Origin of the sequence: Burkholderia anthinoferrum, assembly GCF_002925705.1 — a bacterium.
GTDB lineage: Bacteria > Pseudomonadota > Gammaproteobacteria > Burkholderiales > Burkholderiaceae > Burkholderia > Burkholderia semiarida.
This window is the reverse complement of sequence record NZ_LFZP01000065.1, coordinates 268,897-284,325: the sequence shown is the minus strand read 5'-3', so window position 1 is coordinate 284,325 and position 15,429 is coordinate 268,897. Positions and strand designations below refer to the sequence as shown.

The following is a 15,429-nucleotide window of genomic DNA, read 5'->3' as shown; positions in this document are numbered from 1 at the left end:
GACCGTGAAGAATGCCGATCTGCAGGCCCGCAAGAACGCCGCCACCCCGCGCGGCGTCGGCGTGATGTGCGATTTCTACGCAGCCCGCGCCGAGAACGCGGAGCTGTGGGATGTCGAAGGCCGCCGCTTCATCGATTTCGCCGCCGGCATCGCGGTGCTGAACACGGGCCACCGCCACCCGAAGATCGTCAAGGCGATCGCGGATCAGTTGAACAACTTCACGCACACCGCTTACCAGATCGTCCCGTACGCGTCGTACGTCGAGCTGGCGGAGAAGATCAACGCACGCGCGCCGGGCGACTTCCCGAAGAAGACCGCGTTCTTCACGACCGGCGCCGAAGCCGTCGAGAACGCGATCAAGATCGCGCGTGCGGCGACCGGCCGTCCGGGCGTGATCGCATTCTCGGGCGGCTTCCACGGCCGCACGATGATGGGCATGGCGCTGACCGGCAAGGTCGCGCCGTACAAGCTGAACTTCGGCCCGTTCCCGGGCGACGTGTTCCACGCGCCGTACCCGAACGCCGTGCACGGCGTGACGACCGCCGACTCGATCAAGGCGATCGAGATGCTGTTCAAGGCCGACATCGATCCGAAGCGTGTCGCCGCGATCATCTTCGAACCGGTCCAGGGCGAAGGCGGCTTCAACCCGGCGCCGGCCGAATTCGTGCGCGCGCTGCGCAAGATCTGTAACGAACACGGCATCCTGCTGATCGCCGATGAAGTGCAGACGGGCTTCGCACGCACCGGCAAGCTGTTTGCGATGCAGCACTACGACGTGCTGGCCGACCTGATCACGATGGCGAAGAGCCTCGCCGGCGGCATGCCGCTGTCGGGCGTCGTGGGCCGTGCGGACGTGATGGACGCAGCGGCGCCCGGCGGCCTCGGCGGCACGTACGCGGGCAACCCGCTGGCCGTCGCATCGGCGCACGCGGTGCTCGAAATCATCGACGAAGAGAAGCTGTGCGAGCGCGCGACGCAGCTCGGCGACGTGCTGAAGGCGAAGCTGAATGCGCTGCAGGCCGACGTGCCGCAGATCGCCGACGTGCGCGGCCCGGGCGCGATGATCGCGGTCGAATTCCTGAAGCCGGGTTCGGGCGAGCCGGATGCCGAATTCACGAAGCGCGTGCAGACGCGTGCGCTCGAGCGCGGCCTGCTGCTGCTCGTGTGCGGCGTGTACTCGAACGTCGTGCGCTTCCTGTTCCCGCTGACGATCCCGCAAGCCGTGTTCGACGAAGCGCTCGCGATCCTCGAGGAAGTGCTGAAGGAAACGGTCGGCGTGCCGGCCTGAGTGCCCGTCCACGTCAACTGAATGCGCCGCCGCCGTCGTGAAGACGGCGGCGGCCGTTTTCATCGGTCCTTATCCGTCCTTTTTCGAAGCAGGCGATTCACATGAGCACCGTTCAGGAAACCCTGGCACTGAAAGATCCGTCGCTGTTCCGCCAGCAGGCGTACATCAATGGCGAATGGCAACACGCGGCGACCGGCGAGTCGTTCGACGTCCGCAATCCGGCGACGGGCGGCCTGCTCGGCACCGTGCCGGCGATGGGCACGGCCGAGACGCGTCATGCGATCGAGGCCGCGAACGCCGCATGGCCGGCGTGGCGCAAGAAGACCGCGAAGGAACGCGCGACGATCCTGCGCAAGTGGCACGACCTGATGATGGAAAACGCCGACGACCTCGCGCTGATCCTGACCACCGAGCAAGGCAAGTCGCTGGCCGAAGCGAAGGGCGAGATCGCCTACGCGGCGTCGTTCCTCGAGTGGTTCGCGGAAGAAGGCAAGCGCGTGTACGGCGACACGATCCCGACGCCGGCGAGCGACAAGCGCATCGTCGTGACGAAGGAAGCGATCGGCGTATGCGCGGCGATCACGCCGTGGAACTTCCCGGCGGCGATGATCACGCGCAAGGTCGGCCCGGCGCTCGCCGCGGGCTGCCCGATCGTCGTGAAGCCGGCCGAGGCGACGCCGTTCTCCGCGCTCGCGATGGCCGTGCTGGCCGAGCGCGCGGGCGTGCCGGCCGGCGTGTTCAGCGTCGTCACGGGCGATCCGAAGGCGATCGGCGGCGAGCTGACGTCGAACCCGATCGTGCGCAAGCTGTCGTTCACCGGCTCGACGCCGGTCGGCCGCCTGCTGATGTCGCAATGCGCGGCGACGGTCAAGAAGGTGTCGCTGGAACTCGGCGGCAACGCGCCGTTCATCGTGTTCGACGACGCCGATCTCGATGCGGCCGTGCAGGGCGCGATCGCGTCGAAGTACCGCAACAGCGGCCAGACGTGCGTGTGCACGAACCGCTTCTACGTGCACGAAGCCGTGTACGACCAGTTCGCGCAGAAGCTCGCGGCGGCCGTCGGCCAGTTGAAGGTCGGCCGCGGCACGGAGCCGGGCGTCACGCAGGGCCCGCTGATCAACGAAGCCGCCGTGCTGAAGGTCGAGGCGCACATCGAGGACGCGCTCGCGAAGGGCGCGACCGTCGTGACGGGCGGCAAGCGCCACGCGCTCGGCCACGGCTTCTTCGAGCCGACCGTGCTGACGGGCGTCACGCCGGCGATGAAGGTCGCGAAGGAAGAGACGTTCGGGCCGCTCGCGCCGCTGTTCAAGTTCGGCAGCGACGACGAGGTGATCCGTCTCGCGAACGACACCGAGTTCGGCCTCGCCGCCTACTTCTACAGCCGCGACATCGGCCGCGTGTGGAAGGTGGCCGAGGCGCTCGAATACGGGATGGTCGGCGTGAACACGGGCCTGATCTCGAACGAAGTCGCGCCGTTCGGCGGCGTCAAGCAATCGGGCCTCGGCCGCGAAGGCTCGCACTACGGCATCGACGACTACGTCGTGATCAAGTACCTCTGCCTCGCCGTCTGACGGTTCGGGGCCTGCCGCTTTCGGCGACAGGCCCTGGCCGCCCGGCCGGAACCGGGCGGCCCGACGCGGGCCGGTACCCCTCTCCGTCGCGCCCGCGTCACCCTTCCTCTCGTTCCGCGATCAGCGGAATACGTTCACCGCCTCCACCAAACGCGTCGCCTGCTGCTTCAGGCTTTCCGACGCCGCCGTGCTCTGCTCGACGAGCGCCGCGTTCTGCTGCGTGATGTTGTCCAGGTGCACGACCGCCTGGTCGACCTGCGCGACGCCCGTGCTCTGCTCGGCCGTCGACGAACTGATCTCCGCGATCAGATCCGACACGCGCTTCACCTGCGTGACGATGTCCTCCATCGTCTTGCCCGCGCCGTCGACGATCCGCGCGCCCGATTCGACACGCTCGACGCTCGCACCGATCAGCGTCTTGATCTCCTTCGCCGCGTTCGCGCTGCGCTGCGCGAGCGCCCGTACTTCGCCCGCCACCACCGCGAAGCCGCGCCCCTGATCGCCCGCCCGCGCGGCCTCGACGGCTGCGTTCAGCGCGAGAATGTTGGTCTGGAACGCGATGCCGTCGATCACGCCGATGATGTCCGCGATCTTGCGCGAGCTGGCGGTGATGTCGTTCATCGTCGCGACGACTTCGCTCACCGCCTGCCCGCCGCGCCCGGCCGCCTCGCTCGCGGAAACCGACAATTGATTCGCCTGCAGCGCCGTCTCCGCATTGCTCGACACGGTGGCCGTCATCTCGGCCATCGACGCGGCCGTCTGCTGCACGCTCGTCGACGCCTGCTCGGTACGTGCGCTCAGGTCGTTGTTGCCCTGCGCGATCTCGTTGCTCGCGCGCTGCACGTTCAGCACCTGCTCGCTGACGTCGTCGACGAGCCAGCGGAACATCAGCCCGAGCTGGTTGATCGTGCGCAGCGTCATGCCGATCTCGTCGACGCGGTTCATCCGCACGCCGCTGCGGCTTTCGCCGGTCGCCACGCGCAACGCCTCGTCGCGCAGTTCCCGCAGCGGCCGCACGATCTGTGCGTCGAGCCACAGCCCGGCCGCCGCCGTCACGCCGACCGCCGCACCGGCAAATGCCGCGAGCGCCCCGCCGGTCAACCCGCCCGCCCAGCCGGCGCCGATGACGGCCGGCGCCAGCACGCACAGCGTCGATACCAGCCGGGCTCGCACCGACATCGTTTGGAACAGCGACGCCACACGCAGTGCGCCCGTGCGAACGATCAATCCCTTGTGGAACCGGCGGCTGCCGGCCTTGCCTTCGCGGAAATCGCGATACAGCGCCTCGGCGGCCGCGATCTCGTCGCGCGTCGCCTTCGTGCGCACCGACATGTAGCCTTTCGGCTGCCCGTTGCGCATCACCGGAATCGCGTTCGCACGCACCCAGTAGTGATCGCCGTTCTTGCGGCGGTTCTTCACGAGCGCGGTCCACGGCTCGCCGCCCTGGAGCGTCGCCCACATGTCGGCGAACGCCTCTTTCGGCATGTCCGGATGCCGCACCACGTTGTGCGGCTGACCTTCGATCTCCTCGGGAGAAAAGCCGCTGACCTGAATGAATGCCGCGTTCGCGTACGTGACGTAGCTGTCGGCATCGGTCGTCGACATCAGCGTCGCATCGTCGGCAAATTCGAATTCGCGTTGCGTGACGGGCTGGTTGTTGCGCATGGTGTGGAGCTCCGGGTGGCGGATCTTGCGTCCGCTCGTCGATTGATTCGAGACCCCGCGCATGACGATCGAGTCGCATGCGTGTAAGTCGACTCCTGCGCTTTCGGCAAATTCGGCGAAAACATTATGCCGAATCCGGATAAATATGCATTAAACATGCATCATCGTGTTTTTGCCGAACAATATGTTCATGGATAAACGAATTGCCTTGTCGGGCAACGGTTTGCCGGCGATTCGTCTGATCATTCGACCTCGTGCATCCGGTCTGATTCAACGTGCGCCGGTAAAATCGGAAATACGAATATTTCTCGTTTTCCGCCATTCGATTCAATCCAAAAATCCGAATGAACGCTGTGCGCGACACGCCGGATTCATCGATCGAACCCGCACGTCGCGCACGCTTTTACGCCGTCACCTGAACACGTTCACCGCATCCACGAGCCGCGTCGCCTGCTGCTTCAGGCTCTCCGACGCCGCCGTGCTCTGCTCGACCAACGCCGCGTTCTGCTGCGTGATGTTGTCCAGATGCACGACCGCCTGGTCGACCTGCGCGACGCCCGTGCTCTGCTCGGCCGTCGACGAACTGATCTCCGCGATCAGATCCGACACGCGCTTCACCTGCGTGACGATGTCCTCCATCGTCTTGCCCGCGCCGTCGACGATCCGCGCGCCCGATTCGACGCGCTCGACACTCGCGCCGATCAGCGTCTTGATCTCCTTCGCCGCGTTCGCGCTGCGCTGCGCGAGCGCGCGCACCTCGCCCGCCACCACCGCGAAGCCGCGCCCCTGTTCGCCTGCGCGTGCGGCCTCGACGGCCGCGTTCAGCGCGAGAATGTTGGTCTGGAACGCGATGCCGTCGATCACGCCAATGATGTCCGCGATCTTGCGCGAGCTGGCGGTGATGTCGTTCATCGTCGCGACGACTTCGCTCACCGCCTGCCCGCCGCGCCCGGCCGCCTCGCTCGCGGAAACCGACAACTGATTCGCCTGCAGCGCCGTTTCCGCATTGCTCGACACGGTGGCCGTCATCTCGGCCATCGACGCGGCCGTCTGCTGCACGCTCGATGCGGCCTGCTCGGTACGCGCGCTCAGGTCGCTGTTGCCCTGCGCGATCTCGTTGCTCGCGCGCTGCACGTTCAGCACCTGCTCGCTGACGTCGTCGACGAGCCAGCGAAACATCAGCCCGAGCTGGTTGATCGTGCGCAGCGTCATGCCGATCTCGTCGACACGGTTCATTCGCACGCCGCGCCGGCTTTCACCGGTCGCGACGTTCAGCGCCTGCTCGTGCAGCCGCTTCAGCGGTTGCACGATCTGCGCGTCGAGCCACCAGCCGGCCGCGGCCGCCACGCCGGCCGTCACGCCGGCAAACGCCGCGAGCCCGCCGCCGGTCAACCCGCCCGCCCAGCCAGCGCCGACGACCGTCGGCGCCAGCACGCACAGTGCCGAATGAACGCGCGCACGCACCGACATCGTCTGCGCGAGCGACGCGACACGCAGCAGCCCGGTGCGGATCACGAGCCCCTTGTGGAACCGGCGCCGGCCGGCCTTGCCTTCACGAAACGCGCGATACAGCGCGTCCGCGGCTTCGCGCTCGTCGTGCGGCGCCTTCGTGCGCACCGACATGTAGCCGTGCGGCGCGCCGTCGCGCATCACCGGAATCGCGTTCGCGCGCACCCAGTAGTGGTCGCCGTTCTTGCGGCGGTTCTTCACGAGCGCAGTCCACGGCTCGCCGGCCTGAAGCGTCGCCCACATGTCGGCGAACGCTTCCTTCGGCATGTCCGGGTGACGCACCACGTTGTGCGGCTGGCCGACGAGTTCCTCGTTCGAGAAACCGCTTACCTGCGCGAACGTCGTGTTCGCGTAAGTGATGATGCTGTCGGCATCGGTCGTCGACATCAGCGTGACGTCGTCGGGAAAATCGAATTCCTGTTGGGTAACGGGCTGGTTGTTGCGCATGCAAGGCTCCGAAAGGCGGATCTATCGTCCGCGCCGCGCTGAATTCGCGCTCAGTAGCCGAAAAACGGTTGATCGCTTTACGACACTCTCGTCCTTACTGTCGGCAATTCACCGGAAAACCTTAATCCCGATGCGCATAAAATAGGCAATCGGGCGATTGCCATGATTTCGATCAAATAATCCGGCGATAATCGCCACGCTCGTTTATTTGTCTGTCTCGGAGCGCCGTACGGTTTGACAATGCGTGCGGCCGTTGCAAGTGGCGAAACGATCGGCCTATCCTGCTCCATTCCACCTGAATTCGAATTCTGATGAAAAAGGCATTGCATGAAGTGAATCGGCTGTCCTCGAATACGACGACGGTCGAGCATGACAGCCATACCGGCGATCAGGCCGCGTTTCTCCGCAACGGCGACGCCGCGCGGTTTCCGCAAGAACACGAACCGGACGGCCACCGGATGCTGCCGCCCGAAGGCATGCCGCGCCTGCCGGTGATGTACGCAATCGCCGCGCACCGGGTGGCAGCATGACCCGCCGCACCGCCGCCGAGCGCGACGCGCTGTCGGCCCGCCCGCTGGCCCGCGACGACGTGCCGCTCGTGTGGACCATCGACCGGCGCGAAATCATCGAACACCTGTACGTGCTGCGCGACGGCGCGCTGCATCTCGTGCCCGAGTTCTACGACGTGGCCGGCTGGCCCGACGGCGAAGCCGATCACTACACGCCGATCCTGCTCGACTGCCACGACCGCGGCGGCTGGTTTCTCGGCAGGTTCGACGGCACGCGGCTCGTCGCGGCCGTCGTCGTCGACAGCCGGCCGCTGGGCCCGCAGCGCGACATGCTTCAGTTGAAGTTCCTGCACGTGAGCCTCGATTGGCGCGGTTGCGGACTCGGCGAACAGCTCTATCGCGCGGCGCAGATGCAGGCACGTGCAATGGGTGCCGAGCGCCTGTATGTGTCGGCCACGCCGTCGCGGCGCACGATCGACTTCTACCTGCGGCTCGGCTTCACGGTCAGCACGGCGCCCGATCCCGAGCTTTACGCGCTCGAGCCCGAGGACATTCACCTCGAAGGGCCGACGACCTGACGGCCCGGTACGCGGATAGCGGCGCGTCTGCCGCGACTGTCGCAGGCCGATTAACGACGAAAGCGACGACGGGCGGCACGAGACAACTCGTGCCGCCCGTCATGGCGGAAACAGCGCGTCGGTGGAGCGGCGCGTACGCGGCCGCTTCACCGCATCGCGCCGGTCAGACGCGTTCGATCGCGATCGCGATGCCCTGGCCGACGCCGATGCACATCGTGCACAGCGCGAAGCGGCCGTTCGTGCGATGCAGCTGGTACATCGCGGTCGTCACGAGGCGCGCGCCCGATGCGCCGAGCGGATGGCCGAGCGCGATCGCGCCGCCGTTCGGGTTCACGCGCGGATCGTCGTCGGCGACGCCGAGCATGCGCAGCACCGCGAGGCCCTGCGACGCGAACGCTTCGTTCAGTTCGATCACGTCGAACTGGTCGATCGTCATCCCGAGCCGCGCGAGCAGCTTCTGCGTGGCCGGCGCGGGGCCGATGCCCATCACGCGCGGCGCGACGCCGGCCGTCGCGATCCCCAGCACGCGGGCGCGCGGCGTCAGGCCGAAGCGCTTCGCGGTTACCTCGTTCGCCAGCAGCAGCGCGGCGGCGCCGTCGTTGACGCCCGATGCGTTGCCGGCCGTGACCGAGCCGTCCGGGCGCACGACGCCCTTCAGCTTCGCGAGCGCTTCGAGCGACGTTTCGCGCGGATGCTCGTCGCGCGACACGACCACCGGATCGCCCTTCTTCTGCGCAATCGTGACCGACACGATTTCTTCAGCCAGCGTGCCGTCCTGCTGCGCGCGCGCCGCCTTCTGCTGGCTGCGCAGCGCGAACAGGTCCTGATCCGCGCGGCTGACGTTGTAGTCGACCGCGACGTTCTCGGCGGTTTCCGGCATCGAATCGACACCGTGCAGCTGTTTCATCAACGGATTGACGAAGCGCCAGCCGATCGTCGTGTCGTGGATGTCGGCCTGCCGCGCGAACGCGCTCGCGGCCTTGCCCATCACGAACGGCGCGCGCGTCATGCTCTCGACGCCGCCCGCGACCATCAGCGCGGCTTCGCCCGACTTGATCGCACGCGCGGCCACGCCGACCGCATCCATCCCCGAACCGCACAGGCGGTTGATCGTCGAACCCGGCACGCCCTGCGGCAGGCCCGCGAGCAGCAGCGACATGCGCGCGACGTTGCGGTTGTCCTCGCCGGCCTGGTTCGCGCAGCCGTAGATCACGTCGTCGATCGCCGTCCAGTCGACGTCGCGATTGCGCTCGACGAGCGCCTTGAGCGGCACCGCGCCCAGATCGTCGGCGCGCACGCCCGACAGTGCACCGCCGTAACGCCCGATCGGCGTACGGATCGCATCACACAGAAAAGCTTCGGTCATCAGTGTCTCCGGTCCCGTGAAAGGCTGGGAAATGAACAGGGCGCGCCCCTTGCATTGCCCGCCGGGATGCGCTTAAATGTTCTATATACGAACATAAGATCGTGTATCGAACGTTCAACGCATCATAGGGAGTGCGGGGATGCCCTGTCAAGCGCGCGGCGCGCCGGGCGGTTGGCGTGTCGGGCCCCATGCGCTATCTTCTCGGCTGCACGACATTCCAGGCCCTCATGACAACCGACGATATTCAGACGAAACCCGGCGATTCCTATGTACAGTCGTTCGCGCGCGGCCTCGCGGTGATCCGCGCGTTCGACGCGGCGCGCCCGGAGCAGACGCTCACCGAGGTCGCGTCGGCCACCGGCCTCACGCGCGCGGGCGCGCGCCGGATCCTGCTCACGCTGCAGACGCTCGGCTACGTCGAGGCCGACGGCCGGCTGTTCCGGCTCACGCCGAAGATCCTCGAGCTCGGCTTCGCGTACCTGACGTCGATGCCGTTCTGGAATCTCGCCGATCCGGTGATGGAGCAACTGTCGGAACAGATCCACGAAAGCTGCTCGGCCGCGGTACTCGACCGCACCGAGATCGTCTACGTGCTGCGCGTGCCGACCCGCAAGATCATGACGATCAACCTGTCGATCGGCAGCCGGCTGCCCGCGTACTGCACGTCGATGGGCCGCGTGCTGCTGTCCGCGCTCGACGACGCGGCGCTCGACGAAACGCTCGCGCAGAGCGGCATCCGCGCGCACACGCCGCGCACGATCACCGACATCGGCGAACTGAAGGCGACGATCGCGCAGGTGCGCCAGCAGGGCTGGGCCGTGGTCGATCAGGAACTCGAGGTGGGGCTGATGTCGCTGTCCGCGCCGATCCGCAACCGGCGCGGGCAGATCATCGCCGCGATGAACATCAGCGGCAACGCGCAGCGGCATACCGCGAAGCAGATGGTGAAGGAGTTTCTCGGCCCGCTGCAGCAGGCCGCGCAGACGGTATCGGAACTAGTGGCGCGGCGGGGGTGAGCGCGGGCGCGGAACACATCAGTCCGTATTCCGCGCTGCGCTGCGGGGCCTGATTTGCAACCGTGCCCGTTGCATCGCTTGCTGCAGCCGTTCGGTCAGCACCGCACGCGGCGGCAAAGCCGTCAGATACTCCGCCACGTGGATGCCGGACTTATCCAGTTCCAGCAGCTCGATCTGCTCTGATTTTTTTCCGGTGCAGAGAATGATTCCAAGGGGTGGCGCTTCATCAGCCTCCCGCTCGTGTCTGTCGAGCCAGCGCAGATACAGCTCCATCTGCCCCTTGTACGCGGCCTTGAACTCACCGACCTTCAACTCTACAGCGACCAGCCGCCGCAGCTTCCGGTTGTAGAACAGCAAGTCGAGATGGAAATCCTCGTCGTCGATCTGGATGCGCTTTTGCCTCGCGACGAACGTGAAGCCGGCACCCAGCTCCAGCAGAAAGGCTTCCATTTCGCGAATGATCGCGGTCTCCAGGTCGCCTTCCTGCCAGGTGTCGCGCAAACCCAGGAAATCGAGAATATATGGATCGCGCATGATGAGGCTGGGTGACATGCGTTGTGCATCCCGCATCGTTGCCAGCTCCGTGGCGATCAGCGCATCCGGCTTCCGTGAAAGCGCGGTGCGCTCGTACAACATCGAGTCGATACGCTCGCGCAGCGTCCTGACGCTCCAGCGTTCCACATTGGCCATCTGCGCATAGTAGTCACGTTGACGCGGGTCTTTCAGCGGAATCAACGCAATGAAATGTGTCCAGCTCAATTGTCGTATCAGCGATACGACAATCCGCTCGTCCGGAAAGGTCACGGCAAACTGCACCATGCGGCGAAGATTCTTCACGGCGAAGCCGCCGCCGTAATCTTTCGTCAACTGCGCCGCAAGCGTGGGAAGCACTTCCTCACCATAGTCGGCCCGTTTGCCCGCAAGGACTTCGACATGAACGAGCCGGCCAATGCGCCAATAAAGCATCGTCAGCTCGCTATTCACCGCGGATGCGGCGCGCTGCCGCGCCGCTTCGATCAAGGCGCGGATGTTCCCCAACAGGGTTCGTGTCGCGACGGGCGATGCGACGACAACCTTACGTCGGATCATGTTGTTGCCTCCTATGCGCCGCGGCCGCAATCGTCCGGTATCCGCTCGCGTGCTCCTCGAGGGCGCCGACATCGGCCCGCTGCCGAACCGTCGTCGCAGTGAAATAAAAAAACGGGCGACACAGGCCGCCCGCGAAAACTCCAATCGCTCTGCAACATCCTTCTTGCAAAACACGGAGCGAACTCCGCGTCGCTCAATTTACGGGCGCGCGCGCGTCCGATCAATTTGACGGGAACGAAATTGCGCTCCGAATCCGTCGGACACGGCGTCGTCACGCCCCCAGCAGCATCCCCTTTCGCACCGGCACCGTGCCCGTCACGCGCCCGAGCGGCGCGCCGGCCGTCACGAAGCGGATCGCGCGCCGCATGTAGAACACGCCGTCGGTCGCGCTCGAGATCGTCGTGACCGCATCCGTCAGCGGATCGACGATGTCGAACAGCGGATCGCCGGCGCGGATCATCGCGCCGATCGGCGCACGGTGCACGAGAATCCCGCTCACCGGCGCGTAAAACTGCTCGCTGCCCGCGAGCGGCGTGGCCGGCGCGGCCAGCGGCGGCAGCGGCGCGCGTTCGCCGCGCACCGCGCCGCACCAGACGAGATAGTCGACGAGCGCGCCGGCGTCGCGGCCCGCGTAGTCGTACGTCACGTCGCGCTGGCCGCGACACTCGACCGTCACGGCCACGGTACCCGTCGCCATCGGCGTGCCGGACGGCAAATGCGCGCGCAACCGTGACCACAACAGATGATGCGCGTCGTCGAACGCATTCCCGCCCGAATCCTCCGCGAGCAGCGACACCTCCGCGCCGAGATAACGCGCGAGCGGCTCCACGTCCGGCCACGCGGTGTCGCTCGTGTACACGTGCATCACCGCTTCGAGCGAGCAATGCAGGTCGATCACGACGTCGGCGTCGTGCGACAGCGTCAGCAGCGCAAGCTGCAGCGCATCGAATTCGGTGCGCGGCGCGATTTCATCGAGCGCCGCGCCGACGCATTCGCGCACGATCGCGCGATTGCGCACGCCGTCGTCGCCCAGCCGGTCGCGCGCACGCGCGGCGATCTCCGCGAGCGGCAGGAAGCCGCGATTGAAGTTGCGCCCGCTCGCGAGATCGAACCGGCCGATGAACTGCCCGAGCAGATGATGATTGAGGCCGACCGGGTTGGCCACCGGCACGAGCACGATTTCGGCCGCGAGCCGGCCTTCGGCGTCGAGTTGCGCGAGGCGCTGCTTGAGCATGACCGCGGCAAGCATCGCGGGCGTCTCGTCCGCGTGCAGCGCGGCCTGCAGGTAGATCTTGCGGCCGCAGTCGGCCGGCCCGAAATGAAAGCTCGTCAGCGTGCGCTGCGTGCCGATCGACGGCGACAGGAGCGGCGTGGTGCGAATCTGCATCGATGATCCTGAACCGATGAAAAGGGGAATCGGGAGAACGAGCCAGCGCGACGCTCGGTCGCCGTACGGGTTGAAATCGAAATACTGCTCCGCGATCCAGCGATGCGCGGGCGGTAGGCGCGCATGGCCGCGCCGCCACCCGCATCGCGCGTCAGTCCAGCGATTCGCGCGCCGTCTCGCGCAGCATCGCGACCGCGATCAGCGACAGCACCACGCATGCGGCCACGTAGCCGGCCGGTGCGAGCTTGCTGCCGGTCGTCTTCACGAGCCACGTCGCGATCAGTTGCGCGGTGCCGCCGAAGATCGTCACCGCGAGCGCATACGCGATCGAGATGCCCGTCGCGCGCACGTGGCGCGGCAGCGACTCGCACATCAGCGCCATTTCCGACGCCGAGCCGAGCGAATAGAACAACAGCATCAGCGCGGTCAGCGGCAGGATCACCGACAGCGTCGGATGATGGTTCATCAGCCAGAACGCCGGGAACAGCAGCGCGACCAGCACGCCGCGGCCGACGAAGATCGGCAGGCGCCGGCTGCCGAGCTTGTCCGACAGCCAGCCGAACAGCGGGCACGTGACCAGCATCACGCAGCCCGACGCGACGCCGACGAACATCGACAGCTTCATCGGCAGACCGAGCGTATGAATCGCGTAGGTCGGCATGTAGAAGGTCAGGATGTAGGTCGACACCGTGCCGCCCATTACCGTGAGCATCAGCAGCACCACCGTGCGCGTGTGCTTCGAGAACAGTTCGTGCAGCACGCCGCGCTCGATGCCGTGATGACGGTCGCCGGGCGCGTCGTCCGCGAGCCGGCGGCGCAAGAACATCCCGACCGGCGCGATCAGCACGCCGACGAGGAACGGCAGCCGCCAGCCCCAGCTTTCCAGCGCGTCCTTCGTCATCGTGTTCGACAGCAGCGCCGCGAACCCGGAGCCCATCAGCGCGGCGCCGCCCTGCGTCGCGAGCTGCCAGCTCGCGCGGAACCCGCGGCGCGACGTGCCGCCCTGTTCGAGCAGCGTCGACGTCGCCGCGCCGAATTCGCCGCCCTGCGAGAAGCCCTGCAACAGCCGCGCGAACACGACGAGCAACGGCGCGGCCACGCCCACTTGCGCATGGGTCGGCGCGATCGCGATCAGCCCGGTGCCGAGCGCCATCAGCATGATCGTCAGGTTCAGCGCGGCCTTGCGCCCCTTGCGGTCCGCGTAGACGCCGAGCACGACGCTGCCGAGCGGCCGCGTGAAGAAGCCGGCGGCGAAGGTCGCGACCGACAGCAGCAGCGACGTGGTCGGGTCGCTCGACGGGAAGAACAGCTTGCCGATCAGCACCGCGAAGAAGCCGTACACGGTGAAGTCGAAGAATTCCAGCCAGTTGCCGATCACGGCCGCGGCGATCGCGCCGCGTCGCGTGACGGCAGGCGCGCCGCGCGCATCGCCTTCGACGGCGCCCGTCGACGCGGGGTGCAGCGCGAGATGGTCTTTCTGCATCGCTATCCTCTCCTGTCAAAGCAGCCGGAAGCGCCGGCCGCACGCCGCCGCCGCGATCACTGCCCGAGGTAACGCTCGACGAGGCGCGTCCAGAACGCCGCGCCGATCGGCAGGTTGCGATCGTTGAAGTCGTATTTCGGGTTGTGCACCATGCAGCCGTCCTCGCCTTCGCCGTTGCCGAGCCGCACGAACGAGCCCGGCCGCTGCTGCAGCATGAACGCGAAATCCTCGCTGCCCATCAGCAGGTCGGTCTGCTCGACCACGTGCGCATCGCCGACGAGTTCGCGTGCGACCTGAGCCGCGAAGTCGGTTTCGGCATCCGAATTAATGACGACCGGATAGCCTTCGATGTATTCGACGTTCGCGGTCGCGCCGTAACTCGCGGCCTGCGTTTCGGCCAGCTCGGTGATGCGGCGCTTGAGCAGCGCGCGCACTTCCGGGCTGAACGAACGCACGCTGAGTTCGAGGCGCGCGCCGTTCGGAATCACGTTGTTCGCGGTGCCCGCGTGCATCGAGCCGACCGTGACGACCGCCGGCTGCGACGGGTCGACGTTGCGCGCGACGATCGTCTGCAGCGCCATCACGATGCTCGCCGCGACGACGACCGGATCGACCGTCAGGTGCGGCCGCGCCGCATGGCCGCCGACGCCTTCGATCGTGATGATCGCCTTGTCGCCCGCCGACATGAACGGGCCGCGCCGCGTGAGAAACACGCCCGGCGCCGCGCCCGGATGGTTGTGCATGCCGAACACGGCGTCGCACGGGAAGCGCTCGAACAGGCCGTCGTCGATCATCTTCTTCGCGCCGCTGTCGACGCCGTGCTCCTCAGCCGGCTGGAAATACAGGTGTACGGTGCCGGAGAAGTTGCGCGTCTTCGCGAGATGCTGCGCGGCGCCGAGCAGCATCGTCGTATGGCCGTCGTGGCCGCATGCGTGCATCTTGCCGTGCGTGCCGCTCGCATACGGCAGGCCGGTCGCCTCGACGATCGGCAGCGCATCCATGTCCGCGCGAATGCCGATGCTGCGCGCGCCGTCGCCCACGCGCAGCGTGCCGACGACGCCCGTCTTGCCGACGCCGCGCGTCACCTGCCAGCCCCATTGCTCGAGCTTGTCCGCGACGAGCGCGGCCGTGTCGTGCTCTTCGTATGCGAGTTCCGGATGGTGATGGATGTGGTGACGGATCTCGCGCAGCCCGCCGGCGGCGGGCATCAGATCCTCGACTTCGGTGAATCGGGTATCGGTGGTCATCAAGGGGCTCCTGCCGTTCGTCTGCGCACGCCGGGCGAGGCGTGCGGGAAAGCGAGCCACTATATCGAGCCGATATCGGTTCAATAAGATGCGGAATTTTTCACCGTGATAACGTTTTTTAATCAGGGTTAACGCGGCCTGACGGGTCACAACCGTGGCTTTCGGTCAGATACGGGTACGGCTTTCGATTAGATCCGGCTATGGCTTCCTCACGCATCGCTGAAACGCCCGTAACCGAAATCCCGTCCGAACGAAGCTTGCCCAAGTCTCGTAG

Annotated in this window: 12 protein-coding genes; 5 read left to right on the top strand and 7 right to left on the bottom strand. The window is 66.6% G+C overall.

From position 1 onward, the window contains the following. The first annotated feature begins 4 nt into the window (after positions 1–4). Complete coding sequence (locus tag C5F75_RS32690; RefSeq protein WP_059582213.1) at positions 5–1,288, top strand: 4-aminobutyrate--2-oxoglutarate transaminase; 1,284 nt, start codon at positions 5–7, stop codon at positions 1,286–1,288. Positions 1,289–1,389: 101 nt separating this feature from the next. Next, positions 1,390–2,859 (top strand): NADP-dependent succinate-semialdehyde dehydrogenase, encoded by a 1,470-nt coding sequence (gene gabD / locus C5F75_RS32685; RefSeq protein ID WP_059582028.1) that lies wholly within the window; start codon positions 1,390–1,392, stop codon positions 2,857–2,859. A 120-nt stretch (positions 2,860–2,979) separates the two neighbouring features. On the opposite strand, the gene C5F75_RS32680 is transcribed toward gabD, so the two are convergent. Together C5F75_RS32680 and C5F75_RS32675 are read right to left on the bottom strand one after the other, a co-directional pair. Further along, complete coding sequence (locus tag C5F75_RS32680; RefSeq protein ID WP_059582210.1) at positions 2,980–4,524, bottom strand: methyl-accepting chemotaxis protein; 1,545 nt, start codon at positions 4,522–4,524, stop codon at positions 2,980–2,982. 411 nt (positions 4,525–4,935) lie between these two features. Continuing rightward, positions 4,936–6,480: a methyl-accepting chemotaxis protein gene (locus C5F75_RS32675; protein ID WP_104013322.1), complete on the bottom strand. Its 1,545-nt coding sequence runs from the start codon at positions 6,478–6,480 to the stop codon at positions 4,936–4,938. 311 nt (positions 6,481–6,791) lie between these two features. On the opposite strand from C5F75_RS32675, the gene C5F75_RS37455 reads away from it, so the two are divergent. Continuing rightward, a complete protein-coding gene (locus C5F75_RS37455; protein ID WP_059582021.1) occupies positions 6,792–7,010 on the top strand; it encodes a hypothetical protein in 219 nt (72 codons plus the stop codon). After that, positions 7,007–7,567: a GNAT family N-acetyltransferase gene (locus C5F75_RS32665; RefSeq protein ID WP_104013321.1), complete on the top strand. Its 561-nt coding sequence runs from the start codon at positions 7,007–7,009 to the stop codon at positions 7,565–7,567. Before C5F75_RS37455 ends, C5F75_RS32665 begins: the two co-directional genes overlap by 4 nt. Positions 7,568–7,730: 163 nt before the next feature. Here the strand turns inward: C5F75_RS32665 and pcaF are convergent, their stop codons facing one another. After that, positions 7,731–8,933, bottom strand: a complete 1,203-nt coding sequence (gene pcaF, locus C5F75_RS32660; RefSeq protein WP_099317975.1) for a 3-oxoadipyl-CoA thiolase — start codon at positions 8,931–8,933, stop codon at positions 7,731–7,733. A gap of 227 nt (positions 8,934–9,160) precedes the next feature. Here pcaF and C5F75_RS32655 point away from each other — a divergent pair, with 227 nt between their 5' ends. Then, positions 9,161–9,949, top strand: a complete 789-nt coding sequence (locus C5F75_RS32655; RefSeq protein WP_059582012.1) for an IclR family transcriptional regulator — start codon at positions 9,161–9,163, stop codon at positions 9,947–9,949. Between the two features lie 18 nt (positions 9,950–9,967). Here C5F75_RS32655 and C5F75_RS32650 read toward each other — a convergent pair whose 3' ends face one another. From C5F75_RS32650 to C5F75_RS32635, 4 genes are all read right to left on the bottom strand, one after another. Continuing rightward, positions 9,968–11,038, bottom strand: coding sequence for a PDDEXK nuclease domain-containing protein (locus tag C5F75_RS32650; RefSeq protein ID WP_060011277.1), 1,071 nt, complete (start codon positions 11,036–11,038; stop codon positions 9,968–9,970). A gap of 271 nt (positions 11,039–11,309) precedes the next feature. After that, positions 11,310–12,425 carry a succinylglutamate desuccinylase/aspartoacylase family protein gene (locus tag C5F75_RS32645; RefSeq protein ID WP_099317977.1) on the bottom strand — a complete coding sequence of 372 codons (1,116 nt, stop codon included), beginning with the start codon at positions 12,423–12,425 and terminating at the stop codon, positions 11,310–11,312. A 151-nt stretch (positions 12,426–12,576) separates the two neighbouring features. After that, the gene (locus tag C5F75_RS32640) at positions 12,577–13,908 is read right to left on the bottom strand and encodes an MFS transporter (protein ID WP_060011272.1); all 1,332 of its coding nucleotides are present in this window, start codon (positions 13,906–13,908) and stop codon (positions 12,577–12,579) included. A 56-nt stretch (positions 13,909–13,964) separates the two neighbouring features. Next, entirely contained in the window at positions 13,965–15,155 is a 1,191-nt protein-coding gene (locus C5F75_RS32635; protein WP_059582001.1) for a M20 aminoacylase family protein, read from the bottom strand. Between the last annotated feature and the right edge of the window lie 274 nt (positions 15,156–15,429).